Below are 24,349 nucleotides of genomic sequence, written 5' to 3' on the forward strand. Positions count from 1 at the left end.
GCCCACCGGTCCGGCGGACGAACGTGGCGCTTACGGGTACAGCGCGCGGGCGCCGCTGCGGTCGTTGCTGGTCAGCACCAGGTCACCCGTCTGGGTGCCATTGCACTGGGGGTAGTGCATGACGGAGCTGGCGTCATACGGCGTCAGCGCGCGCCAGGCGCTGTCCTCGTAGCAGCCAGTGGACGTGAGGCGGGTGTGCTCGTGGCGGAAGCCCAGCACGTGGCCCAGCTCGTGGCGAATCACGCCCTCCAGCGTCCAGGGGGAGATGTTCTGGAACGACGTCGTCGAAATGAGGACGTTGGCGCTGCGGCGGGCGCTGTTGGGGAAGAAGGCACGCGCCAGGTACTGGGACGTCTTGGTCTGGTTCACGTCGAACACGACGTTGTTGTTGCGGTTGGTGCAGTTCGAATCCTGCGCGCTGACGTGGACGAACTTGACGTTGGAGGCTGCCTCCCACTCCGCCGCGGCGCTCTTCATCGCGTTGACCACGCGCGTGTAGTTGCCGCCGAACTTGGTGCTCACGCAGTACGTGAGGTTCAGCGCCTGGCTGGCGCTCCACTTGATGTCCTGTCCGCCGCTGTAATACACGGCCAGCGCGCCCCGCTGGGTGCCGAGGCCGCTGACGGACTGCTCGTAGAACTCGCGCAGCTCCGACTCCGTCGGCAGGAAGATGTCACCGTCGACGACGAAGCCACCGGACTCCGGCTCCTGGTAGGCGCTGGCGCGGAACTCCTCGAAGGAGACCTGCTGCGTGTCCTGCGCCTCGGGCTCGGGGGCGCCGCACGCGGAGCCCAGGACGGAGATACCTGCCAGAAGAGCAACGGAGTGAAACCTGAACATGGTGGACCCCTTCGGCGTGAATTCTCGGAATTGAATTCAAGTGCGTGAAGAAGACCCCGGGACTGAAGTATCGGACACGCAGGGATACACGAATTTTGAACCTCACCGGGGCTGGCGCGGTCTGCTCTGACCCACGAAGAGAAGGCCCGCGGCGAAATGGCGCTGCTTTCATCTCGGGTGAGTGGTCCCACCTGGATGGAGGACGGGCGCCGCGGCTGGAGATTGGAGAGAAAATCTCCGTGAAAGGGCGGTCGATTCACGGGGGTTCCGTTCGACCAGGGAAGAAAGGAGGCACTGACCCATGAAGTACCTGCTGATGATTTACGAGAACGAGAAGGCCGCCGAGACGCTGTCGGAGGCGGAGGTCCAGCGCGTGCTGGGCGAGTACGGCACCTTCACGGAGGCCATCCAGCGGAGCGGGCACTTCCTCTCGGGGGAGGAGCTGGAGCCCACGGCGGCGGCCACCACGGTGCGCATCCGCGACGGCAAGCGCCTGACGACCGACGGCCCCTTCGCGGAGACGCGGGAGCAACTGGGCGGCTTCTTTCTCGTGGAGGCCAGGGACCTCGACGAGGCCATTGGCATCGCGTCCCGCATCCCCAGCGCGCGCAGCGGCTCCATCGAGGTGCGGCCGGTGCGGGACTTCACCATGCCCCAGGACTGACGTCGGGCTCCGCGCGGCATGATGGACACCGCCTCCATTCTCGAACGAGCGCACCGTGAGGACTACGGGCGCATCGTGGCCACGCTCATCCGCGTGCTGGGCGGCGACTTCGGCGCTGCGGAGGAGGTGGTGCAGGACGCCTTCGCCTCCGCCCTGGCGCAGTGGCCGCGTGAGGGCGTGCCACGCGAGCCGGCCGGCTGGCTGATGCGCGTCGCGCGCAACAAGGCGGTGGACCGCATGCGGCGGTCCGCTCGCCTGGAGGCGCGCGTGGGCGAGGTGGAGGCGGTGGCGCCAGCCGTGGACGGCGCCGACTGGCAGGCGTTGCCGGACGACTCGCTGCGGCTGCTCTTTACTTGCTGCCATCCCGCCTTGTCGCCCGAGGCCCAGGTGGCGCTCGCGCTTCGTTGCCTGTGCGGGCTGACGACGGAGCAGATTGCGCGCGCTTTCCTCGTGTCGCCTGCCACGCTGGCCCAGCGGCTGGTGCGCGCGCAGCGGAAGATACGCACCGCGCGCATCCCCTACGTCATCCCGGAGCCCAATGCGCTGGCGGAGCGCACCGAGGGCGTGCTGCACACGCTCTACCTCGTCTTCTCGGAGGGCTACGCGGCCACGGACGGGCCGGCGCTGCTGCGGGTGGACCTCTGCGAGGAGGCCCTGCGCCTGGCCCGGCTGGCGCGCGCGCTGCTCCCGGACGACGCGGAGGTGGCGTCCCTGCGGGCGCTGATGCTGCTCCACCATTCCCGCCGCCGGGCGCGCGTGGCGGCGGATGGCGGGCTGGTGCTGCTGGACCGGCAGGACCGCTCGCTCTGGGATGGCGCGCAACGGGACGAAGGACTGGCGGAGCTGGGAGCCGCGCTCGCCATGGGGGCCCGGGGGGCGTACACGGTGCAGGCGGCCATCGCGGCGCTGCATGCCCAGGCGCCGCGTGCCGAGGACACCGACTGGGCGCAGATTTCCGCGCTCTATGCGCGCCTGGTGGTGTTGACGCCGGGGCCCGTGGTGGCGCTCAACCATGCCGCCGCCGTGGCGATGGCTCGTGGCCCCGAGCACGGGCTGGCCCTGGTGGACGACCTGGAGGCCTCTGGACGGCTGGCGGACTACCACCTGCTGCCGGCCGCGCGCGCGGACCTGCTCCGGCGCCTGGGGCGCAAGGAACAGGCCGTGAGTGCCTACCGGCGGGCGCTCGCGTTGGTCCGCACCGCGCCCGAGCGGCACTTCCTGGAAGCGCGGCTGCGCGAGCTGCTGGCGGAGTGAAGGGCCTGGCACCTGAAGGTGCCAGGCCACCGTCGCGGCTCAGGCGGGCAGGCGTCGCAGGGCCTCCGCGAGGCGGATGTGCCCCTGGAAGGCGCCGTTGCCCCGGGGCGCCTCGCCCTTTTCAATGGCGTGGGCGAAGCGCACACCTTCGTCCGCCTCCAGCCGCTCGAAGAGGCCCTGGAGCTTCGGGGAGTCGCGGCGGTCCAGCACCTCGTGGTACCGGGTCCACCGGGCGATGCCGATGAAGTAGGCGTCCGCCAGGGTGCGCTGGTCACCCAGCAGCCACGGCTGGTCGCCCAGCATCGCCTCCAGCTTCGCGTGCGCTGTGAGCACGCCGCGTGCTCCGTAGGTGCGCAGGGCCTGCTTGTCGGACTCCGGCAGGTCGGCGTGCTCCAGCGCGTACCAGAGCGGCGAGAAGGCGCCGAAGAAGGTGGTGTTCAGGTACGCGAGCATCTGGTTCAGGCGGTCGAAGCCCTCGGTGCCCTGCGCGAATGACAGCCCCGTGTCCACGCCGCGCGCGCCCAGATGGTTGAGGATGGCCATGCTCTCGCTGATGCGCGCGCCCGTCTCCGTCATCAGGGTGGGCGTCTCCGCGACGGGGTTGATGCGGCGGTAGTCCGCGGTGGTGACCTCCTCCGGCATGGCGATGCGGCACAGCCGGTAGGGCCGGCCCAGCCACTCCAGCGCGACGATGGAGCCGAACGAGCAGCCAGAGGGGATGCCGTAGAAGAGGGTGGGCAGTTCCATGGTGAATCTCCTGTCCGAAGCGGAAGGCGCGATGCCTTCGATGAGGACAAGATGGCCGTGGAAGCGCGCGCCGTGTAGACAGCGGAACGCGAACGCAAGGTCCACACCCGTGGACGATGAGGCGCGGCCCTTGAATCTCAACGACCTCCAGCTCTTCGTCCAGGCCGTGGAGAGCGGTGGCTTCGCCGCGGCGGCGCGGCGGCTGGGTATTCCCAAGTCCACGGTGAGCAAGCGGGTGGCCGAACTGGAGGACGGGCTGGGCGCCCGGTTGATTCAGCGCACGTCGCGGAGCTTCACGTTGACGGACGTGGGGCGGGACTTCCTGGACCATGCCCGCGCTGTCGTGATTGAGGCGGAGGCCGCGGAGCGCGTGGTGCGCCGCCGGCAAGTGGAGCCCAGTGGCGTGGTGAAAATCACCGCGTCGGTGCCAACGGCGCAGTTCCAGCTCGCGAACCGGCTGCCGCTGCTGGCGCTCGCCCATCCCAAGGTGCGCGTCGAGCTTCACGCGACGGACCGCTTCGTGGACGTGGTGCAGGAGGGCTTCGACATCGCGGTGCGCAGCCACTTCGCGCCATTGCCCGCCTCGGGGCTGGTACAGCGCCGGCTGTCAGTGGAGCCCATCATCCTGGTGGCTTCGCCCGGCTATCTATCCGGACGCGGCAAGCCTCGCCGGCCGGAGGACCTGGGCGAACACGATGGCCTCCTGACCAGCTCCATGGCCACCCAGTGGCGGCTGCGCGGACGCGCCGGTGAGGCCGTCACGGTGGTGCCTCGGGTGCGCATGAGCGCCGACGAGTCGCTGGTGCTGCTGAAGGCGGCCACTGCTGGGCTGGGCATCGTCTGCCTGCCGGAGTCCTTCACGCGCGCGGACGTGGAGGCGCAACGGCTGATGCGCGTGCTGCCGGCGTGGACCGCTGGCGCGGTGACGACGACGCTTCTGACGCCACACCGCAGAGGCCAGTTGCCCGCCGTGCGCGCCGTCATCGACTTCCTGGTGGCGAGGGCCGACGAGGCGTGAGCTTCAGCCCCGGGAGCGCGCAGTGGCCACCGCTGGGCGCGGCGAGCCGGTACGCGGACCGCCAGGGCGCTCCTGGTGACAGACGTACTTGCCGCGCGCCCCCGCGCCGCCTGTCCTCCTTCGCCTACGCCGCCACCCGCTCGATGGTGGCGAGCCAGGCCCGCGCGCCCTCCGGGTCGGTCTGCTCGTAGTGCGCCTCCCGGAGGGACTTCACGCGCCAGCCTTCTCCGAAGCTAGCGCTCAGGGCCTCCGGTGGAACGGCGCGCGGCCCGTCGCGGAAGTACAGCGCATGGTAGTGCCCGCCGGGCCGGAGCACGCTCGCGAGGCTGGCGGCGAAGGCGGGCCGGTCTCCAGGCTCGAAGACGTGGAGCAGGGCCGAATCGAGGAGGGTGTCGAAGCGCCGGCCCAGCGTGCCCAGCTCCAGGGCGTTGCCCACGCGCAGGTCCACGTCGAGCCCGCGCAGGCGGGCCGTCTCGCGCGCCCGCTGGATGGCTGGCTCCATCATGTCCACGCCGCACACCGTCAGGCCCTTGGCCGCCAGGAAGAGCGCGTTCTCCGCGAAGCCGCAGCCCACGTCGAGCACCTCGCCGGAAATCTCGCCGGCCTCCCACAGGTCGACGAAGGCCCGCTGGGGACGTCCGATGTCCCAGGGCGCGCCCAGCAGGTACGCCGAGCGGAAGAACTCGCGCCGGACCGCAGCCCCTTCAGGCACTCGCCGCATGCCGCACCTCGCCTTCCTGTGTCGTGTGAGCGCGATGCCGGGGAATCAGCCGGACCCCGAGCGGCTGGAGCGCGAGCGCCGGCCGGGGCCGCACCACGCAGCCGGGTGCCAGCTCCAGCCGGAACCGCCGTGCCACGCACGCGGTGATGAGCACCGTCTCCATCATGGCCAGCGCCGAGCCGATGCAGAACCGGGGGCCGCCGCCGAACGGGAAGTAGACGTACCGGTGCATGCGCTGGGCGTCCTCGGACAGCCAGCGCTCCGGACGGAAGGACTCGGGGGCGTCGAAGTAGCGCGCGTCGCGGTGGGTGACCCACTGGCTCACCGCCAGCAGGGTGCCCGCCGGGACGTGGAACCCGCCGAGCTCACAGTCGCGCAGCGCCTCCCGGCTGGTAATCCACGCGGGGGAGTAGAGGCGCATGGCCTCCTTCATCACGGCCTCCGTGTAGCGCAGGCGCGGAAGGTCCTCGGCGCCAGGGAGCCGGCCCCCGAGCACCGTCTCCAGCTCCGCCACCAGCCGGCCTTCCGCCTCCGGGTGCTGGGCCAGCAGGTACCAGGCCCACACGAGCGCGTCCGCCGTCGTCTCGTGTCCGGACATGATCATCGTCGCCAGCTCGTCGCGCAGCTGGGCTTCGGAGAGGGGCTCCGGCGAGGACAGCAGCAGGGCGAGCAGGTCCGTGCGCGACTCCGGCTGCTCCCGGTAGCGGCGCACGAGCGTCGCGAGCAGCGTGTTGAGCCGGCCCAGCGCCCGGCGCAGGCGCAGGTTGGTGGGGGTGGGCACCCAGATGGGCGGGCGCAGGGGACTGTCGGTGTGCCGCATGACGGCGTCCACGGCGGCGGCCACGTGGCGGGCCTCGTCGTCGATGGGCGTGTGGAAGAGGAAGCGGCTGACGATGTCGAGCGCCAGCGCGGACACGTCCGCGTGCACGTCCCGCGCGTCGCCGGGGCGCCACGTCTGGAGCATCGTCTCGGTGAGGGCCACCACGGTGTCGCCACACGCGGCCACGTGCTTGCGATGGAACGCGGGCTGGACGAAGCGCCGCTTGCGCAGCCAGTCCTCGCCCTCGCTGTTCATCATCGCTTCGGGGAAGCCGCCTTTGTGACGCTTGCCTTGGCCCACTCCGGCGAGCTTCACGAAGTTGCCGTCGCCGTTGACGAGGACGCGTTCAATCAGGTCCGGGTGGTTGAGGAGGAAGTTGCGCTTCCCCAGGCGCACCACGTCGCCGTACTCCCTGGCGCAGCGGGTGAGGAACCCCAGCGGGTCCTCGGAGAACGCCACCAGGTTGCCAGCAATGAAGTGGCCCTGGGGCCCCGGCGGAAGGCGCACCTGTGGCATGAAAGGGTCCTGGAGGGGGGAACTGCCGCTGGCGCAGGCGGAGCGAACCGTGCGCTCCACCCGCGTCGACCAGCTCTTGCGACCCAACCGTCAGGGCACAATGCCTGACGGATTTTGACTAGTAGTAGATATACGGGGCGGAGAGCTTGTCCGCGCGAGCAAACCGCATCAGCACAGCCAAAGAGTACAGGGCCTTCTTCATGGCGAACTCCTGGTTTGAGGTGGCGTCTTGCTGTCTGCTGACTTCATGGCCAGCGCGGTGAAATGTGGCACAGCCCGATAAGGCAGTGCAAGTGTCTGTGATTAGTGGAAACCCCTTGCATCTCCGACTGGCGCGCCGCGCCTTCACCGGTAGTGCGTGGCAATCCAGTCGCCTTCAAGCTGCTGCACGGAGATGTCCAGCTCGTAGATGGCGCGCAGGACGTCGGAGCGCATGATGTCCTCCGGGCGGCCCTGGAACGCGACCTTGCCGTCTCGCATGGCGACGATGTGGTCGGAGTAGCAGGAGGCGAAGTTGATGTCGTGCAGCACCAGCACGAAGCTCTTGCCCAGCGTGTCCGCGGCGTGCCGGAGCCGCTTCATCATGGACACCGCGTGCTTCAGGTCCAGGCCATTGAGCGGCTCGTCCAGCAGCACGTGGTCCGTGTCCTGGCAGAGCACCATGGCCACGAAGGCGCGCTGACGCTGGCCGCCGGACATCTCATCCAGGAAGCGGTCGGCGAGCGCGCTCAGCCCCATGTGTTCAATGGCCCGCTCCACGTGTTCGCGGTCCTCCACGGTGGGGCGGCCCTGGGTGTGCGGGTAGCGGCCGAAGGTCACCAGCTCGCGGACCGTCAGGCGGGCGGTGAGGTGGTTGTCCTGCCGGAGGATGGCCAGCCGTTTCGCGAGCGTGTCCCCGGGCGTGGTGGTGACGTCCAGCCCGTCCACCAGCACGTTGCCCGACGACATGGGCATCACCCGGCTCATCATGGACAGCAGGGTCGACTTGCCCGCGCCGTTGGGACCGATGATGGAGGTGATGCCGCCCACGGGCAGGCGCAGGGTGATGCCATCCACCACCAGCGTTTCGCCGTAGCGCTTGCTGACGTTCTTCGCCTCGATCATCTCGTGGCCTTTCTCATGAGCATCGCGATGAACACCGCCCCGCCGACGAACTCGATGATGACCCGGGGATTGGTGTCCAGGCGGAAGACGCGCTCCAGGATGAACTGCCCGGCGACCAGGGCGATGGCGGCGATGAGCGCGGCGGCGGGGATGACGAACGCGTGCTTGTACGTCCGCATCACCGCGTAGGCGAGGTTGGCCACCAGCAGCCCGAGGAACGTCACCGGCCCCACCAGCGCCGTGGACACGGCGACCAGGATGGCCACCAGCGCCAGCACCCAGGACACCGTCCGTGGGTAGTCCACGCCCAGGTTGATGGCGGCCTCCCGGCCCAGCACCAGGACGTCACAGGCGCGCAGCAGCCGCAGGCCCAGCACGGAGACCCCCAGCGTCAGCGCCGCGGAGAGCAGCAGCAGCTCGTGCTCCGGGTCGTTGAAGCTCGCGAAGAAGCGGTCCTGCAGGAAGATGAACTCGTTGGGTTCGATGACGCGCTGGACGAACGACGACAGGCTCCGGAACAGCACGCCCATCACCACGCCGGTGAGCAGCAGCAGGTGGACGTTGCCCCGCGCCATGCCGAAGAGCCAGCCGTGCAGCATGGCGGAGAAGGCCACCATGATGATGACCTCCGCGCCAAAGAGGAACCGGGGGTCCAGCCCCGCCACGGTGGTGGAGCCCAGGAAGAACACCAGGCACGTCTGGATGAGCACGTACAGGTAGTCGAACCCCATGATGGCGGGCGTCAGCACGCGGTTGCCCGTCACCGTCTGGAAGAGCACCGTGGAGACCGCGACGGCGTAGCCCACCAGCAACGCGGTGGCGACCTTCTTCCCGCGGAAGGGCAGCACGAAGTCCCACGGGCCGCTCACGTCGACGAGCATGAACAGGGCCATGAAGGCCACGGCCACGCAACCCAAGCCAAGCAGGGGCCGCAGGGGGCTGACGGACGGGGCGCTAGCCGACACGGGCGCCTCGCTTCAGCAGGAGGTACAGGAAGAGCACGCTGCCGATGACGCCGGCGATGGTGCCTCCGGGAATCTCATACGGGTGGCGCACCACGCGGCCCACGATGTCGCAGAGCAGCACGAAGCCAGCGCCGCTCACCGCGACCCAGGGAATGGACCTGCGCGCGTTGTCGCCCATGACCATGCTGACCAGGTTGGGGACAATCAGGCCCAGGAACGGAATCATGCCCACGGTGACGACGACCATCGCGGTGACCAGGGAGACGATGACCAGCCCCAGCGCGACGATGCGCGGGTAGTTCAGCCCCAGGTTGGTGGTGAATGTCTCGCCCATGCCGGCCACGGTGAAGCGGTCCGCGGCGGTGTAGGCGGCGCAGGTGAGGCCCAGCGTCACCCACAGCAGCTCGTAGCGGCCGCGAAGCACGGTGGAGAAGTCACCCGTGGTCCACGCGTTGACCGTCTGCAGCAGGTCGTACCGATAGGCGAAGAAGGTCGTCGCCGAATCGATGATGCCGCCCAGAATCAGGCCCACCACCGGGACGATGAGCGCCGAGCGCAGGGGGATGCGCCGCAGCACCAGCAGGAACAGCGCCGTCCCCGCCAGGGCGAAGCCGGTGGCCACCAGCATCTTCCCGAGCACCGGGAGGCCGGGCGCCAGCAGGGCGGCGGTCAGCAGGCCCAGGCTGGCGGACTCCGCGGTGCCCGCCGTCGTGGGCTCCACGAAGCGGTTGCGGGCAATCATCTGCATGATGAGGCCCGCGACGCCCAGGGACGTGCCCGCCAGCATGACGGCGAACAGCCGCGGCAGCCGGCTGATGACCAGCACCTGGAGGGCGCGCTCATCCGGCTCGGGCGCGAAGAGGGCGCGCCAGGACACGTCACTGGCGCCAATCAGGAGGCTGACCACCGCCAACGTGACGAGGACGGCGGCCGCGGCGAACGCGCGCTTCACGGCGGCGGACTACTGGGCCTGCGCGTAGGCGTTCGCGACCTGGTCGCGCAGCTGCTTGACGGACTGGATGCCGCCGCCGGCCAGGTAGGTGACGCCGGGGTCCAGGTAGACGACCTGGTTCTTCTGCCAGGCCGTCGTCTGCCGCACCAATTCGTTGTCCAGCACCTGCCGGGCATTGCCTTCCTTCCGACCGGTGGCGGCGTCCCGGTCGATGACGAACAGCCAGTCGGGGTTCTTCTCCCGGATGAACTCCGCGCTGATGGACTCGCCGTGCAGCGAGGTGCGCAGGCCCTCGGCGGCCTCGGGCACGCCGAAGTCACCATGAATGACGCCAAAGCGCGAGCCCGGACCGTAGGCGCTCATGCGCCCGCCGGTGACGAGCACGACCAGGCCCTTGCCGCGCGCCGCCGTCACCTGCTGGAGGTCCGCCACCGACTTGCGCAGCGCCTCAATCAGGCCGCGCGCCTGCGCCTCCTTGCCGAAGACGCTGGCCAGCAGCTCCGTGTTGGCAATCACCGAGGCGACGTAGTCCTTGCCGCTCATCGGCACGTCGATGGTGGGCGCGATGCGGGACAGGTTCGCGTACTTCGCGCTGGAGCGGCCCCCGGTGATGATGAGGTCCGGCTTCGCGGCCTGGAGGGCCTCGTAGTCGGGTTCGAACAGGGTGCCCATGCGCGGGTACTTCGCGTCACGGAACTGGGTCAGGTGCTGGGGGAACATGTCGCCCGCAACGCCGTGGACGTCCACCTCCAGGGCCTGGAGGATGTCCAGCGCCACCAGGTCGAACACCACCACCCGCCGCGGCTTCAGCGGGACGACGGTGGTGCCCTGTCCGTGCGTCACCGCGCGGCCCTCCGGCGCGGCGGCCTGGGCGGCGGGGGGGGACGCGGCGGCGTCCGGGCGCTGGAATCTCACGCCCACCCACAGGACGGCCAGCACGACGACGACGGAAAGCAGGGCGAAGAGCGGGAAGGAACGCCTGTTGGATGGACTCACGGTAGTCGCTGGAAAGGGTGATTTTGATTCTGCGAATCAGTCTCGCATCATAGGTGCTTACGTCCGCACCGTCAAAGCCTGGGTGCTTCTTCTGTCCGGGGCGGTCCCTCGGGCCGGGCTTCGGGCCGTCAGGCCGGCTGTTTGAATCCGGGCGCGCCGGTAGGACGTTGCCGGTGGGGGGACGCAGGAGGAGGACGCCATGGGCGAGGCACCCACGACCAGCACCCACCCCGAGCCGGGCATTCCCGCGTGCTTCTTCGGGGACCCGGACTTCGACTTCGAGGCGCGGCTGGCGCTCGGGCTCGCGGCGCAGGGGGTGGGGGACATCGGCCAGGTGCTGGTGACGCTGGCGGCCATCGAGGACGGCAGCGCGGACGGTTGGTTCCTGGCCTGGCGCGCCCGCGCGGAGCGGCTGCGCGCGCAGGCGGAGGCGAGCGCCGCCCTGGGGCAGGCGGAGCGGGCACGCGGGTGCTTCCTGGCCGCGTCGGAGGCCTATTCACGGGCCCTGGTCTTCACCACCGGCATGGCGGACCCGCGGGTGCTGGCGCCCACCTTCTCGTTGCACCGCAAGTGCTGGGAGGCCGTCGTGCTCCATTCGGAGGGCCGCTTCCTGCGGGTGGGCGTGCCCTATGAGGGCGGCACGCTCCCCGGGTACCTGCTCCGGCCCGACGCCACCGGGGCGCCCCGGCCCACGCTGGTGCTGACCAATGGCAGTGACGGGTCGCTCACGGCGCTCTGGGGCGCGGGCGTGGCGGGCGCGCTGCGGCGTGGGTTCAATGCCTTCGTCTATGACGGCCCCGGGCAGCAGTCCGTGCTGTTCGAGCGGGGCCTTCCCTTCCGTCCTGACTGGGAGGCGGTGCTCACCCCGGTGGTGGACACGCTGGTGGCCCGCGCGGACGTGGAGGCCCAGTCCCTGCTGGCGTACGGCATCAGTCAGGCGGGCTTCTGGCTGCCCCGGGCGCTGGCCTTCGAGCACCGCTTCGTCGCCGCGGTGGTGGACCCGGGCGTCATGGATGTCTCCACGTCGTGGACGTCGAACCTGCCGCCGGAGCTGGTGGCGCTGCTGCGCTCGGGCGCGCGGGAGGCGTTCAACGAGGCCATGCGCGAGGCGGACGCGGACCCGGTGCTGGCGCGTGTGCTGGCCTTTCGCAGCAGGCCGTATGGCACGCGGACCCCCTTCGACACCTTCACGGAGGTGGGGCGCTATCACCTGCGCGACGTCGTGGACCGCATCACCACGCCCTTGCTCATCACCGAACCGGAGGATAAGCAGTTCTGGCCCGGACAATCCCAGGCGCTCTATCAGGCGCTGCCGGGTGAGAAGGCCTTGGCCCGCTTCACCCGCCAGGACGGCGCGAACTTCCACTGCCAGCCGCTGGGGCGCACGCTCACGGAGGTGCGCATGTTCGACTTCTTCGCGGAGCGGCTCCGCCGCCGCGTGCATTAGCGCGCACGCCGTGCCCGGCTGGGCGTCTCCTCACAGCAGGTCGCAGCCGGGGATGCAGTAGCGCACGTTGATGAGCGTTCGCGTGCCCGCGATATTGGACTGACACGCCGCGTACTGGGTCGCGGGCTGGCCGCTCTGACGCGTGTTTCCGCACTTCGGCGTGCAGGCCTGCACGTTCTCGACCCAGTAGATGAGGTCTCCGTTCGGACAGTGCGGCGGGTAGCCAAGGCCCTGCTCGACGCTGACGGGGGCCTCACCCTCGGGCATGTCCATGGGAACCTCCGCGCCACCGCAGGCGATGAGCGACAAGGAGAGACAGGCGGTCAGCGAGGCGACGATGCGGGAGGCATTCATGGCACGGCTCCTTCCAGGTGTAGGGCCAGGGATGCTGCCTCAGCCCCGGCGTCCATTGGAAGCACGCACCACGTGCGCCGGCGAAAGACAACCAGGCCCACACGTTCCACCGGCCGACGCGGCATGCCTCACCTGGGCGTGAAGCCCCCAGTCCCGAGCACGGGGTGTGGGGGCCTCACGGGGCGCGCTACCAGGGACCAATGCCCTTCTTCTCGTTGGGCGTCTCCGAGTAGGTGGACTTGAACGCCGAGGCGAGCGCGTTGATGCCGGAGCCAAAGGCCTCCACGCTGGCCTGCTTGTAGTTGCCCTGCTTGGCGCTGTCGAAGGCGTCCCGGCCGAAGTTCAAGGCCTCGCGCTGGTGGGCGTTGACCTCGCTGCGCGCCCCCGTCTCCACCTTCTTCACGTTGTCCAGGACGCTCGCCTGGGAGCGTGCGGAGATGCCGATGTTGCCCCGGTCCAGCACCTGGTTCACACCGCCGACCGCGTGGGCGTAGTCGCTCTGCTTGCCCTGCGTGGTCGCGTCAATCTGCTGCCGCATCGGATTCTGGAACGTGTGGTTCTGCTTGACCTTGAACATGGCGTTTCCCCCGTGGGCCTTCGCGGCCCCGCGATGTGATTCTTGAAATGATTGTCGGGGCATGTGGGCGAAGGTTTCCTGTGTGCGCTCTTTCTCCCACAAGGCGCTGGTTTGCGCCGGGGGCCCGCGCGCTCACCGCGGCCCGGGTGAGGGCCTGGACTTCATGGGGCACGTCTTGGGGAAGGTGCCCAGGGCTTCGACGGCGTAGCCCCTTGGGTAGCTGCGGATGTTGGCGCGCGTCCGGGCGTAGGCGGGCTCCTTCTTGGGAGACAGCGCGTAGCGCACGAACCTGCCGCGTGCCTTGAGGGCCAGGCGGAACACCTTGCGGCTGAGGCTGGACGGGTGGGGGTATTTGAACGCGTCCAGCAGGGGGGCCTCCATCAGCGTGCGCGCGAACAGGGTGACCAGCCGCTTGGGTGCGAGGTTCGTCGGCGGGAAGGTGGTGAGCAGCTCCAGGGTGGCGTCCGCGACGGCCTTGCTGCGCGCGTCGAAGGCGAAGTGGGTGGCTTCGTAGCCGTCCATGAGCGAGCCGAAGGCCTCGTAGGTCTCTGGGATGTCCTGGATGCCCATGTGGCGGCCGACGGCGCGGTAGTAGTTCGTCCACGCCGTCACTTCATGCGGCGTGAGCGGCCGCCAGCCGAAGTCCGCGATCCAGCGCACGGGCATCACCACGAAGGTGGAGAGCACGTAGCGCATGTCATCGTTGGAGATGTCATAGGCGCCGTGCATCTGGTTCATGCGCCGCAAGGCGCTCCGGCCTTCCTGACTGGCCATGCCGTGCTCCAGGAGGGTGTCCAGGATGAGCACGGTGTCGTCGTAGCGCTTCTGGGTGCGCTGGGTGAACTCGCCCGTGTCATGCAGGAGGACGCCGATGCTGGGCACCGCGTAGGTGCGGAACAGCGCGAAGCTGAGCGCCTGTTCGACGTCCCAGGGGAACTCCCGGGTGGCGAGGATGCGGACGATGTCCTCGTGTTGGGTCTGGGCGTCCAGGCGGTCGGTGAGGTCGCGCAGCGCGAAGCGGTTCATCCATCGCTCCTCTGTGAATACCAACACGGAGTCTAGCCCGGACAAGGCCTGCCGCGCCCGCTGGCGCCGCGCCGGGTCCTTGCCCGCACGGCTACTGACGCTCGCGCCTGGATTGGCACCTTTCCGGCGGCGTCCGTCCCCGGGCACCGCACCAAGGAGCAGCGCGCATGAACCTGGACCCTTCCACGCAGAAGTTCGTCTCGGACCTGGCGGCCTCGAACAGCCCGCCGCTGTACACCCTGACGCCAGAGCAGGCACGGGAAGCCCTCCTCAAGGCGCAGTCGATTCCGGTGTCCATGCCGGACGCGGACGTGGAGGAGCGCAAGCTGCCCGTGGGGCCCAGGGGCTCCGTCCGGACGCTGCTCTTCCGGCCGAAGGGGAGCAAGGAGCGCCTGCCGGTGCTGATGTTCGTCCATGGCGCGGGCTGGGTGATGGGTGACTCCAGGACGCACGAGCGGCTGGTGCGGGAGTTGGTCAAGGGAGCGAATGTCGCCGCGGTGTTCGTGGACTATGGCCGCTCGCCGGAGAACAAGTTCCCCGTGGCCATCGAAGAGGCCTACGCCGCGACGAAGTACGTGGCGGAGCACCCGGACGAGTTCAACGTGGATGCCCGCCGCATGGCGCTGGTGGGGGACAGCGTCGGGGGGAACATGGCGACCGTGGTCAGCATGCTCGCGAAGGAGCGCGGGGGCCCCTCCATCCGCTTCCAGGCGCTCTTCTATCCCGTCACCGACGCCAACTTCGACAGCGGCTCCTACCAGGAGTTCGCGGAGGGGCCGTGGCTCACACGCAAGGCGATGAAGTGGTTCTGGGATGCCTACCTGCCGGAGGCCGGCAAGCGCGTGGACCCGCATGTGTCTCCACTGCGGGCGTCGTTGGACCAGCTCAAGGGGTTGCCTCCCGCGCTGGTCATCACCGACGAGAACGACGTGCTGCGCGACGAGGGCGAGGCCTACGCGGCGAAGCTCTCCGAGGCGGGCGTCAACGTCACCCAGGTCCGCTTCCTGGGAACGCACCATGACTTCGTCATGCTCAACGCGCTGGCGCAGACGCCGGCGGCGCGGGGCGCCATCGAGCTGACCACCACCAAGCTGCGGGAGTGGCTGCACGGGAGCTGAGCCGGCCGCGGCATCTGATTCGCTGGGGCCAGAGGTCGTGGCCCCAGCCGGGGCGAGCCGTGACTGTCAGGATGGCGCTGCGCGGGGCGACCCTGGGCGCCATGCGAATCCTGAAGCTCGAAGCGGAACCGTTGTCCCTGTGGCCCTACCTCTCCGCGGCCCCCAGAGGTGGCGCCGAAATCCAGAACCTGCCCCTCCTGCAGGGGAAGGTCGATGCATTGCCTGCGGGGCTGGATGCCCTGGTGGTGACGTCGGACCTGCAGGGAGTGGCGCCTCGCGCGCTGCTGGGAGGCGCGGTGGCCCTCCTGGGAGAGGTCCTGGCGGATGGGCTCGCGTCCTTGAGCGCGGAGGGCATGTTGCCCCCGCTCGAGCACACGGGCGTGGTGTTGGCGGGGGACCTGTTCTCCGACGACAGCGCGCTGGTGCGGGGGGCATCTGGAAACGTGCGGTCCGTATGGGAGGCCTTTGGACAGCAGTTCCGCTGGGTGGTGGGCGTGGCGGGAAATCACGACACCTTTGGCACCGCGCGTGAGCAGGCCCGGTTCTTCCGCCAGCGCCCGGAGCAGCGGATGCTCGATGGCGATGTGGTGGAGGTGGATGGGCTTCGGGTGGGCGGCGTGAGCGGCATCATCGGCCGTCCAGACAAGCCGGGCCGTCGCGATGAAGAGGCGTTTCTTCGGAGCCTTCGTGATGTCTTGCGGCAGGACCCGGAGCTGCTGGTGCTCCACCAGGGCCCCGATGTGCCTGGAACGCGCATGCGTGGAAGCGCGGCCATCCGGGAGAGACTGCCTGCCCGTGACGACCTGTTGGTGATTTGTGGTCACGCGCACTGGGACACGCCGCTGGTGTCTCTGCCCGCGGGGCCCCAGGTCCTCAACGTGGATAGCAGGGCCGTGCTTCTCACGTGCTGAAGTGGCCGCCTCAGCGCCAGTGCGCGGCGTGCTCCCGGGCGAAGGCCTCGAAGGTGCGGGGACGACCACGGTCGCGGTGCTCATTTCACGTCTCGCCTGAAGAGAGATGCGCTCGGTGCGGATGATGCACGCGCTTGGGCAGGTGTCCGTCGCGTCCCTGCCCTTCGGACTCACTCGCATGGAGGACGGTACTCTCCGAGTGAACAGCGCCACGAAGCCGGGTGGTACAGCAAGTGTCATGTCGGCAAGGCGGTCACGCCATACCGTGGTTGAGGACGCCTGTAGGCTTGGTTCATCCTCCGACCTGACCTATAGAGCACCCGAAGAGCACGCTGGGTTCAATAGGAGGAAGCGATGTTTGAGCGGCTGGAACTTCACCATGTCGGGCCAGCCCCAGAACTCGTTTTCGACTTCGCCCGTAGGATGAATCTCATCACCGGCGACAACGGGGTGGGGAAGACCTTCATCCTGGATGTGGCCTGGTGGGCGCTGACCCGGACCTGGGCGGGGCATCCCGCGGCACCGCACCGCGGTGCTGGCCTCAAGCCCCGCATTGCCTTCCAGTTCGAGGGCAAGAGAAAGCCCGTCGGTTACTCGAGCGAATACGACTTTCATTCGCAGAGTTGGACCTTGAAGGGAGGGCGGCCTCCCAATCCGGGCATGGTGCTCTACGCGCGGGTTGATGGCTCATTCTCGGTGTGGGACCCAGCGCGCAACTACTGGAGGAACGCGCCGTCGCTGGGCATCGATGCGCCGGATCGGCCGCCCGCCTACCTCTTCAATCCGCAGGAAGTCTGGGACGGGCTCAAGCCTGATGGAAAGTATCTATGCAACGGGCTGATTGCGGATTGGGCTTCCTGGCAAGGGCGCAATGGAGAGCCGTATCAGCAACTCCGCCAGGCGCTCCATGCGCTCTCTCCTTCGGATGTGGAGCTCCTCGCGCCGGGAGAGCTCACTCGCGTCAGCCTGGAAGACGTCCGGGACATGCCGACCCTGCGCACGGGGTACGGCCAGGAGGTTCCCGTGGTGTACGCGTCCGCGGGGGCCAGGCGCGTCATCACGCTGGCCTATTTGCTGGTGTGGACGTGGCAGGAGCATCTGCAGGCAAGCCGCTTGATGAACCAGGAGGCCACCCGGTCCATCATCTTCTTGATCGACGAGGTGGAGGCGCATCTGCATCCTCGTTGGCAGCGGACCGTCCTGCGCTCCCTGCTCAAGGTCATGGAGGCGCTGACGGGCGCTGGTGACGTCCAGGTCCAGATTCTGGCCGTGACACACTCGCCGCTGCTACTGGCTTCACTGGAGCCACTCTTTGACACCCGCGAAGATGCCCTGTGGCACCTCAATCTCCAGAACAGGGAGGTTGTCCTTCACAAGGAGGAATGGCATCGCCGGGGTGACGCGAACTCCTGGCTCGTTTCTGAAATCTTCGACCTCGGGGAGCCTCGTTCGCTGGAGGCCGAGCAAGCCATCCAGCGCGCCGAGGCATTGATGGAGCGGCGACAGGGCGTGTCGTCCGACGAGTTCACCCAGGCCCGCGACGCGCTGCGCGCCAGCCTTCCCGATGTTGACCCATTCTGGCTGCGGTGGCGCTTCTGGGCGCGCGAGGCGGGGCTGAGCCAGTGATTCGTGTCTTGAGGCAGCCAGAGCCGCACCTCCTGTCTTTGATTTCGAAGAGCAGGTTCGGAAGCCTGGATTGAGTGCCTTGGCTGAGCTGATTGGCCAGCCGCCCTTGATGAAGCGCACTGGGCCGCGAATCACCAGGCGAGCGGAGCGAATCGAAGATTTGAAGGCTTCGGATCTCCGGCGACACCCCTACTGGACCCGCGCGCTGCCTGTCCTGCACGCCGCATATGGGGGTATTTGCGCATACGCCTGTTTCTACATCGAGCCGCTCTGTGGGCCGACGGTCGACCACTTTGTCGCCATGGTGAGCACGGAGCATCGGCAGGCTTATGAATGGGAAAATTATCGTCTGGCCTGCTCACGGATGAACGCGCGCAAGCGAGAGTTCGCCAACGTGCTCGACCCGTTCATGGTTGAGGACGGGTGGTTTGTCCTCAACCTGGGGACGTTCAAGGTGGAGCCCGCCGTGGGCCTGGCCCCGGAGGTGGAAGCCAGGGTCCGTGAAACCATCGAGCGGTTGGGGCTCGACTCTCGTGAGTACCAGCACATGTGTCGAAGGTACTTCGACAGCTACTGGAGCCCAGCGGTTGCGCATCAACCTGTCCCGCTCTGGTCTCTGGAGCGGGATGCCCCCTTCCTGGCGCGCGAAATGCGACGGCAGGGGCGCATTCGGGACGCGGATGTCGCGGGGAGCGTGTCCGCCACGGGTCCGAAGCTTCGCTGAGGCCCCAGCGTTGATGACCCGGGCGCTGTGCCGTCCGCCGGGCTCAGGGCCGCAGCCGCAGGAGGAATCCATCCCGCGGGCGAGGGTAGGGCGTGCCTTCCGGGAGCGGGCGCGCCACTGCGCCCGCCGCCACCGCGTAACCGCTCACATCCACCGCCACCGTGCGCGCCAGCGTGGGGCTTGGACTGGTGAAGCTGCGCACCCAGAGCGAAGCGCCGTCCTCCGGGTGGAGCCGGGCCACGTAGAGGCCCGCGGGCACGCCGCCGCCACCCAAATCCAGCCCGCCATCATGCGAGCCCGCCAGGGTGAGCTGCCCGGCGTCATCCGTGGCCAGCGCGGTGGCGGTGGCCGCGAAGGAGCGCGCCCAGCGCTCCTTGCCATGGGCATCAAAAGCCGTCACGAATCCCTGGTAGCCGCTGGAGGTGTGAGGCTTCCCCTGGAAGTAGAAGCGCCCGGAGAAGTTGCCGCCCACGAAGACGCGGTCGGGGCCCACCGCCAGGGCATTGGCGGTGCCCTCGGTGCCACGCAGCTCCCGGCTCCAGGCGTGCGCGCCGTCCGAAGACAGCTTCAGCACGAAGGGCGTGCGCTGGCGCACCGTGACGAGCGCCGGCCCGCCAAAGCAGACGGAGCCCGCATAGGCCCCCGCGACGTGCACGCCGCCAAAGACATCCACCGCCACGGCCCGGGCCGTCACCAGGCCTTCGTCCCCCGCGGCCCAGGTGCGGCTCCAGCGCGTCTGTCCGCTGGCGTCCAGGCTCACCGCGAAGGCGGAGCGCTGGCCCCGCGGGGATTCCCTCACGCCGTCGCCGAAGTCGCGTTGGCCATGGAAGTCTCCCACCAGCACCACGCCGCCCGTGCCGTCCGGCGCGAGCGCATGGACGGTGAGCGCACCCGTGCCGTCGAAGCGCCGCACGCGCTCCAGCGCGCCCTGGGGTGACAGCCGGGCCAGGAAGGCCCCAGGCGGGATTTTCGCCGCGCCCAGCGCGAAGCCGGCGGAGACGCCGCCCAGCCACGCGCTACCTTCGCCATCCACGGTGAGCCCGCCCACGTGCGCGCGCGTGGTGTCTGCCTCCGGTGTCAGCCCATGCGCCCAGCGCAGGTTGCCCTCCGGAGAGAAGCGCGCCACCAGCAGGTGCGGCGCTTTTGATACGTGGTTGAAGGGCAGGGGGCCTCCCCCGAGGTCCAGAGGCTCACGGTAGGTCGCAGCGACGAGAACGTCCCCGTCGGGAGCCACCACGGCATGTGGCGCTTCGCTGTCCCCCAGAACCAGCGGACGCGTCCACGCCAGGACCCCCTCGCCCTCACCTGCAGCCGACCCCGCCACCTCCAAGCCCGGAGCGCGGGCCGCCGCGTGCGCCCTCTCCCCGCACCCCACGAGGAGAAGTCCGAACGCCAGCACCCCGATTGCCCATCGCCGCCGCCCCACCATTCCCGCCCCGGCCTCTCCCCCAACCCCAGCCCCGACAACCCCCTGCCCCTCAACCGCTGAAGCACTTGTGCAAGGGCATTGCCAGCCGCCGTAACGGGGCGGCTCTCCTCTGGAGGCGGGTGGAACCTCGCCCCAGAGGCCGAGGCGGGTGTCGGGTGCGCTGAAAAAACTCCCTGTCCAGCAGGGAACGTCGGAGGAAAAACGACGGACTGCCCGTCCTCGAAGGCAGGCGTGCGCCAAAGCGAACGCCCGCCAGGTGGCCTGAGGGCCGCTGGCGGGCGCCGGGTGCTTCCACCTGCTTCAGGAGTGAATCAGAGCACCTTGACCTGAATCTCCTTCAGCACCTGGTCCCCGCGCAGCACCGACACCGTCCAGGTGCCAGGCTTGCTCAGCCGCAGGCCCGTCCACTGCCGCGCGCGCCAGCCCTCGCCCTTGATTTTCACGTCCTTCGTCTCACGCACGACGGTGCCCTGCTTCGACTGCACCATGAGGTCTTCGATGGTGTCGCCCTGCGGCACGAGGTAGGCCTGCCACAACATGACGCTGGTGCCGGCCTTGATGCCCTCGGGCCCCACTTCGGCGGTGCAGTCGTACTTGTTGGGGCCTTCCTTGGCGACCTCGGTGCAGACCTTGGCCTCCACCAGCACGGGGCCCTGGCCCTGGCCCTTGTAGAAGTAGTTCCAGGTGTCACGCACCGCGTCCGCGTCCGGCGCCTTCACCTGCGCGGCGGCGGGCTCCGCGTCCTGTGCCAGGACCACCGGCGACATTCCCAGCACCGCGCACAGCAGGCTCCGCGTCAGCATCTTCGCCATCTCAAGTCCCCTCGTTCTCGTGATGTGGCGGGCCCCCAGGCCCGCCTTGCCAGGCTGGATCTAGCACAGCCCTCGGCGTCGCTCAGCCGAAGAGGAAGAAGGCCAGCGTCACCAGCGGCAGGTACACGAGGAAGGCCACCAGCAGGAAGCCCAGGAGCGCCTTGAACTCCAGGCGCGCCACGGCCAGCAGCGGCAGCGCCCAGAAGGGTTGGATGAGGTCGGTGGCCATGTCCCCCCACGCGTACGCCAGCACCACCTTCTCTGGCGCCACGCCCAGCCGCGTCGCGGCGTCCAGGAGGTAGGGCGCTTCAATGGCCCACTTCGAGCCGCCGGAGGGGACGAAGTAGTTCACCACGCCGCTGTACAGGTAGACGATGGCGGGGAACGTCTCGCGCGTGGACAGCGACACGAACAGCTCGCCGATGCGCTCCGTCAGGCCGGTGGCCTTGAAGATGCCGTAGATGCCCGCGTACAGCGGGAACTGGAGGACGATGCCGTGCAGCACGGTGCCGGCCTCCTCGCTGGCCTTGAGCAGCCGCGCGGGCGTGCCGTGCAGCAGCACCGCCAGCACCAGGAAGGTGAAGTTCACCACGTTGAGGTTGAGCGCGCGCCACCCGCCGTTCATCCACAGGTGCCGCGCCAGCCACATGAGCCCCAAGACACCGATGAGGGTGTTGAGCAGCCTGGAGTGGTCCAGCCACACGGCGAAGCCGCGCTCGGTGGGGCGCGGGGGCGGGGTGAAGTCGCCCAGGGACTCCAGCACCGCCGGGTCCACGCGGACGGTGTTCTCCGGCTTCGGGTGCAGCACCCACGCCAGCAGCGTCAGCCCCGCCACCACGGCCAGCGTGAGGCCGAGGTTGAAGGGCGAGAAGAGCGTCCTGTCGATGGGCAGCACGCCCAGGCGCTTCTCCAGGAAGTGGCCCGGCGTGGCCACCAGCAGCGGCGCGGAGGCGGACAGGCCCGAGTGCCAGGTGGCGCCCAGGCCGAAGTACGCGCACGCCACCAGCAGCCGGTAGTCCACGTCCGGCCGGCGCTTCACCATGAAGCGCACCAGCATGGCGCTGGCCACCAGGGACAGGCCCCAGTTGACGTAGGCCAGGGCCATGGAGACGAAGGCCATCCACGCCGCCGCGCCGCGGGGCGTGCGCGGCACTCGCGCCGCGCGCTCCAGCACCGCGCGCACCGGGCTGGTGAGGGCCAGCAGGTAGCCGGTGAACATCACCAGCGCCATCTGCATGGAGAAGCCGAGCAGCTCCCAGAAGCCGCCGCCCCAGGCGTCCAGCACGGCGGACGGCGCGGCGCCAGCCCAGCCGGTGGCCAGCGCCAGGGTGAGCAGCGTGAGCAGGACGGCGATGGCGAACGCGCTGGGGACGAAGCGCGAAGAGAAGCGGCCCAGGCGCTCCGCGATTCGGACAAGGGTCTCCACGAGGTGTCGCTCCTTGGTGGGGGCGGCACGTTACGGCATGTGCGGCGCACCGGTTGCGCAATCCCGCCCACGAGTCCTGGCCGCACGAGCCCGGGCACGCAGGCTCCCCTGGCCGCGGGGGTGCCCGGAGAGGGAGGGCGGAGGTTCTTTCCGCGCCGCACGGTGTCAACGCTCCAGGATGCGCCGACTGCTCAGACACCTGCGCTCCGTCCTCCGCGTCCGGCCAGGCAAGCCCGCCATTGGCGCGGGCCTGCGGACCGCGCTGGCCACCTCCATCCCCCTGGCCCTCGCGTTCCTGCTGGGCGTGAAGGACGCGGGCTGGGGGGGCTTGTCCGGTCTCCTGGTCTCACTGGCCGACAAGGGCGGCTCGTACCAGACGCGGGCGAAGGAGCTGGGCGCGGTGACGCTGCTGGGGGCGCTGGTGGGCGCGCTGGGCGCGCCGGGCGGGTCCATGCCGTGGCTGGACGTCTCCTTGATGTGGCTGGGCGTGACGGCGGCGGCCTTCGCGCGGAGCTACGGAGAGACTGCGGGCGCCATCGGCGGACAGCTCGCGGTCATCTTCGTCGTGTCACTGGGCGCGCCCGCGGTGGGCGTGGATGTCGCGCTGGGCCGCGCCTTCTGGCTGCTCTTCGGCGGCCTGTGGGCCATGACGCTGTCCCTGGTGCTGTGGCCCCTGCGGCCCTACCGCCCGGCGCGGAGGGCCATCGCGCGCGTGTACCGGGAGCTGGCGGAGGCGTGCTGGGATTTGGGCCGCCTGTCGCGCGAGGGCGCCAGCTCCCAGGAGTGGGTGGAGGCCGCGCAGCGGCACATGAGCGTGCGGCCCCTCATGGAGCAGGCGCGCGCCACGCTGGGGGCCATGCGGAGCAGCCACCTGGGCAAGTCACGGCGAGGCGAGCACCTGCTCGTGTTGCTCGAGACGTGCGAGCCGATGTCCGCCCAGCTCATCGCCCTGGCCGAGGCCATGGAGGCGGCCGTGCGCGAGCCGCGCTTCCTGCCGCTGCGCGCGCGCGTGGGTTCGCTGTGTGACGCCTACGCGGCCATGGCGAGCTGGGTGGAGCAGGTGCTGGAGCGCGAGCGCAATGAGGGCGTCCCGCGCGCGCCCGGGATGGTGCCTCGCTCGCGCAGGCGGCACTACCGGCCCGCTCCAGGCATCCGGAGCCGCGAGGACCTGCTGTCCCTCCACGTGGAGGCGCTCTTCTCGAAGCTGCGGGAGATGGCGGGGGTGGTCCACGAGACGGCCGCGGGCCTGCAGCATGGTGACCCGGTGTCCGACCGCGGGCGGAGCGTGGTGGGCCATGAGCAGCGGCGCGCGCGCTCGTGGCTGGCCCCGCTGCGCGACCACCTCCGCTCGGATTCGCTCGTCTTCCGGCACGCGCTGCGGGTGGGGCTGGTGGCGACGGTGGCGCTGGTGGTGACGCAGGCGCTGGGCATCCGCGACGCCCACTGGGTGAGCCTCACCGTCATCGCCATCCTCCAACCGTATTCGGCCATCACCGAGGAGCGCGCGCTCCAGCGCGTCGGCGGGACGCTGCTGGGCGCGGGCCTGGCGGCGGTGATTGCCACGCGCGTGCATTCCCCCTCCGCGCTGCTCGCCGTCATCGTCCTGCTCACGGCGGTGTCGGTGTCCCTGCTGCCCATCAACTTCGGCGCCTTCCAGATTCTGCTCACGCCGGACTACCTGCTGCTGGCCACGCTGAGCTCGGGGGACTGGAGCCTCGCCGGGCAGCGCGCGCTGGGCGTGCTGGTCGCGTGTTCGCTGGCGTTGATGGGCGCGTGGTTGCTATGGCCCATGCCGGAGCGCCTCCGCTTCCCGGAGGCCGCGGCGGCCGCGCTGCGCGCGGACGGTGAATACCTGCGCGAGGTCGTCGCCAAGCGCAGCGGCACCCGGCCCGAGGTAGGCGCCGCGCGGCGCGCCTTCGGCCTGGCGCTACTGGACGCGGAGGCCTCCTTCGAGCGGCTCACCGCCGAGTACCACGGCCCGCCCCAGCAGCTCGAGTCGGGCATGGCCGTCATCACCTACGCGCGCCGCTTCGCCACCGTGGTGACGGCCCTGGGCATGGAGCGGCCGGAGGAGGAGGTCCCCGGCCAGCTGAAGCAACTGGCGCATCAGGCGGGGCGCGCGCTCGACGAGCTCGCGGACGCGCTCAGGGACCGGCGCGTGCCCCCGCCCCTGCCGCCGTTGCAGGTGTCATGCAAGACGGATGACCCCGTCTTCGGCGCGCTGCTGGAGCGGGCGCCCCGCCAGTTGGGCATGCTGCACGGCGCCGTGTCGCGGCTCAGCAGTGGCACCGTCCTGCGGTGA

At 69.6% G+C, this 24,349-nt stretch carries 24 protein-coding genes; 9 read left to right on the plus strand and 15 right to left on the minus strand.

Translation table 11 applies throughout. The features are described from left to right. Window positions 1-30: 30 nt before the first annotated feature. Entirely contained in the window at window positions 31-840 is an 810-nt protein-coding gene (locus KGD87_RS30165; protein WP_284664402.1) for a M57 family metalloprotease, read from the minus strand. A 301-nt stretch (window positions 841-1,141) separates the two neighbouring features. On the opposite strand from KGD87_RS30165, the gene KGD87_RS30170 reads away from it, so the two are divergent. Both KGD87_RS30170 and KGD87_RS30175 read left to right on the plus strand, forming a co-directional pair. Then, window positions 1,142-1,504 (plus strand): YciI family protein, encoded by a 363-nt coding sequence (locus tag KGD87_RS30170; RefSeq protein WP_284664403.1) that lies wholly within the window; start codon window positions 1,142-1,144, stop codon window positions 1,502-1,504. Window positions 1,505-1,522: 18 nt separating this feature from the next. Next, a complete protein-coding gene (locus tag KGD87_RS30175) occupies window positions 1,523-2,758 on the plus strand; it encodes an RNA polymerase sigma factor (protein WP_284664404.1) in 1,236 nt (411 codons plus the stop codon). 39 nt (window positions 2,759-2,797) lie between these two features. On the opposite strand, the gene KGD87_RS30180 is transcribed toward KGD87_RS30175, so the two are convergent. Then, window positions 2,798-3,505, minus strand: a complete 708-nt coding sequence (locus KGD87_RS30180) for a glutathione S-transferase family protein (protein WP_284664405.1) — start codon at window positions 3,503-3,505, stop codon at window positions 2,798-2,800. Between the two features lie 130 nt (window positions 3,506-3,635). Between KGD87_RS30180 and KGD87_RS30185 the strand changes: the two genes are divergently transcribed. Then, entirely contained in the window at window positions 3,636-4,523 is an 888-nt protein-coding gene (locus KGD87_RS30185; protein WP_284664406.1) for a LysR substrate-binding domain-containing protein, read from the plus strand. A gap of 124 nt (window positions 4,524-4,647) precedes the next feature. Here KGD87_RS30185 and KGD87_RS30190 read toward each other — a convergent pair whose 3' ends face one another. The 7 genes from KGD87_RS30190 to KGD87_RS30215 form a co-directional block, all read right to left on the minus strand. Beyond that, complete coding sequence (locus KGD87_RS30190) at window positions 4,648-5,244, minus strand: class I SAM-dependent methyltransferase (protein WP_163783257.1); 597 nt, start codon at window positions 5,242-5,244, stop codon at window positions 4,648-4,650. Then, window positions 5,228-6,580: a cytochrome P450 gene (locus KGD87_RS30195; protein ID WP_284664407.1), complete on the minus strand. Its 1,353-nt coding sequence runs from the start codon at window positions 6,578-6,580 to the stop codon at window positions 5,228-5,230. The genes KGD87_RS30190 and KGD87_RS30195 overlap by 17 nt, the downstream gene beginning before the upstream one ends. Before the next feature lie 118 nt (window positions 6,581-6,698). Beyond that, on the minus strand, window positions 6,699-6,782 hold the full coding sequence (locus KGD87_RS36985; protein WP_225888965.1) for a cittilin family RiPP precursor: 84 nt from the start codon (window positions 6,780-6,782) through the stop codon (window positions 6,699-6,701). Window positions 6,783-6,925: 143 nt separating this feature from the next. Then, window positions 6,926-7,684, minus strand: coding sequence for an iron ABC transporter ATP-binding protein (locus KGD87_RS30200; RefSeq protein ID WP_284664408.1), 759 nt, complete (start codon window positions 7,682-7,684; stop codon window positions 6,926-6,928). Beyond that, window positions 7,681-8,592 (minus strand): iron chelate uptake ABC transporter family permease subunit, encoded by a 912-nt coding sequence (locus KGD87_RS30205; protein ID WP_284664409.1) that lies wholly within the window; start codon window positions 8,590-8,592, stop codon window positions 7,681-7,683. Before KGD87_RS30205 ends, KGD87_RS30200 begins: the two co-directional genes overlap by 4 nt. A 46-nt stretch (window positions 8,593-8,638) precedes the next feature. Next, window positions 8,639-9,601: an ABC transporter permease gene (locus KGD87_RS30210; RefSeq protein WP_163783260.1), complete on the minus strand. Its 963-nt coding sequence runs from the start codon at window positions 9,599-9,601 to the stop codon at window positions 8,639-8,641. Between the two features lie 9 nt (window positions 9,602-9,610). Beyond that, the gene (locus KGD87_RS30215) at window positions 9,611-10,597 is read right to left on the minus strand and encodes a siderophore ABC transporter substrate-binding protein (RefSeq protein WP_284664410.1); all 987 of its coding nucleotides are present in this window, start codon (window positions 10,595-10,597) and stop codon (window positions 9,611-9,613) included. Between the two features lie 199 nt (window positions 10,598-10,796). Here KGD87_RS30215 and KGD87_RS30220 point away from each other — a divergent pair, with 199 nt between their 5' ends. Beyond that, the gene (locus tag KGD87_RS30220; RefSeq protein ID WP_284664411.1) at window positions 10,797-12,044 is read left to right on the plus strand and encodes an alpha/beta hydrolase family protein; all 1,248 of its coding nucleotides are present in this window, start codon (window positions 10,797-10,799) and stop codon (window positions 12,042-12,044) included. A gap of 30 nt (window positions 12,045-12,074) precedes the next feature. Here KGD87_RS30220 and KGD87_RS30225 read toward each other — a convergent pair whose 3' ends face one another. The 3 genes from KGD87_RS30225 to KGD87_RS30235 all read right to left on the minus strand — a co-directional run bounded on the left by KGD87_RS30225 (window position 12,075) and on the right by KGD87_RS30235 (window position 14,001). Beyond that, window positions 12,075-12,398: a hypothetical protein gene (locus KGD87_RS30225; protein ID WP_284664412.1), complete on the minus strand. Its 324-nt coding sequence runs from the start codon at window positions 12,396-12,398 to the stop codon at window positions 12,075-12,077. Between the two features lie 187 nt (window positions 12,399-12,585). Further along, a complete protein-coding gene (locus KGD87_RS30230; protein ID WP_284664413.1) occupies window positions 12,586-12,975 on the minus strand; it encodes a hypothetical protein in 390 nt (129 codons plus the stop codon). 132 nt (window positions 12,976-13,107) lie between these two features. Beyond that, window positions 13,108-14,001 carry an oxygenase MpaB family protein gene (locus KGD87_RS30235; protein ID WP_284664414.1) on the minus strand — a complete coding sequence of 298 codons (894 nt, stop codon included), beginning with the start codon at window positions 13,999-14,001 and terminating at the stop codon, window positions 13,108-13,110. 167 nt (window positions 14,002-14,168) lie between these two features. Between KGD87_RS30235 and KGD87_RS30240 the strand changes: the two genes are divergently transcribed. The 4 genes from KGD87_RS30240 to KGD87_RS30255 all read left to right on the plus strand — a co-directional run bounded on the left by KGD87_RS30240 (window position 14,169) and on the right by KGD87_RS30255 (window position 18,380). Beyond that, window positions 14,169-15,119 carry an alpha/beta hydrolase gene (locus KGD87_RS30240; protein ID WP_284664415.1) on the plus strand — a complete coding sequence of 317 codons (951 nt, stop codon included), beginning with the start codon at window positions 14,169-14,171 and terminating at the stop codon, window positions 15,117-15,119. Between the two features lie 101 nt (window positions 15,120-15,220). Then, entirely contained in the window at window positions 15,221-16,030 is an 810-nt protein-coding gene (locus KGD87_RS30245; RefSeq protein ID WP_284664416.1) for a metallophosphoesterase family protein, read from the plus strand. Between the two features lie 354 nt (window positions 16,031-16,384). Further along, window positions 16,385-17,656, plus strand: coding sequence for an AAA family ATPase (locus KGD87_RS30250; RefSeq protein WP_284664417.1), 1,272 nt, complete (start codon window positions 16,385-16,387; stop codon window positions 17,654-17,656). A gap of 79 nt (window positions 17,657-17,735) precedes the next feature. Then, window positions 17,736-18,380 carry an HNH endonuclease family protein gene (locus KGD87_RS30255; RefSeq protein ID WP_284664418.1) on the plus strand — a complete coding sequence of 215 codons (645 nt, stop codon included), beginning with the start codon at window positions 17,736-17,738 and terminating at the stop codon, window positions 18,378-18,380. A 43-nt stretch (window positions 18,381-18,423) separates the two neighbouring features. Here the strand turns inward: KGD87_RS30255 and KGD87_RS30260 are convergent, their stop codons facing one another. The 3 genes from KGD87_RS30260 to KGD87_RS30270 form a co-directional block, all read right to left on the minus strand. Next, entirely contained in the window at window positions 18,424-19,617 is a 1,194-nt protein-coding gene (locus KGD87_RS30260) for a hypothetical protein (protein ID WP_284664419.1), read from the minus strand. A 503-nt stretch (window positions 19,618-20,120) separates the two neighbouring features. Then, on the minus strand, window positions 20,121-20,621 hold the full coding sequence (locus KGD87_RS30265; protein ID WP_284664420.1) for a hypothetical protein: 501 nt from the start codon (window positions 20,619-20,621) through the stop codon (window positions 20,121-20,123). A gap of 82 nt (window positions 20,622-20,703) precedes the next feature. Beyond that, the gene (locus KGD87_RS30270; RefSeq protein ID WP_284664421.1) at window positions 20,704-22,047 is read right to left on the minus strand and encodes a short-chain fatty acid transporter; all 1,344 of its coding nucleotides are present in this window, start codon (window positions 22,045-22,047) and stop codon (window positions 20,704-20,706) included. Window positions 22,048-22,225: 178 nt separating this feature from the next. Here KGD87_RS30270 and KGD87_RS30275 point away from each other — a divergent pair, with 178 nt between their 5' ends. Then, window positions 22,226-24,349, plus strand: a complete 2,124-nt coding sequence (locus tag KGD87_RS30275) for an FUSC family protein (RefSeq protein WP_284664422.1) — start codon at window positions 22,226-22,228, stop codon at window positions 24,347-24,349.

The sequence above is a fragment of the Myxococcus sp. SDU36 genome, assembly GCF_030168875.1.
Classification (GTDB): Bacteria; Myxococcota; Myxococcia; order Myxococcales; family Myxococcaceae; genus Myxococcus; species Myxococcus vastator.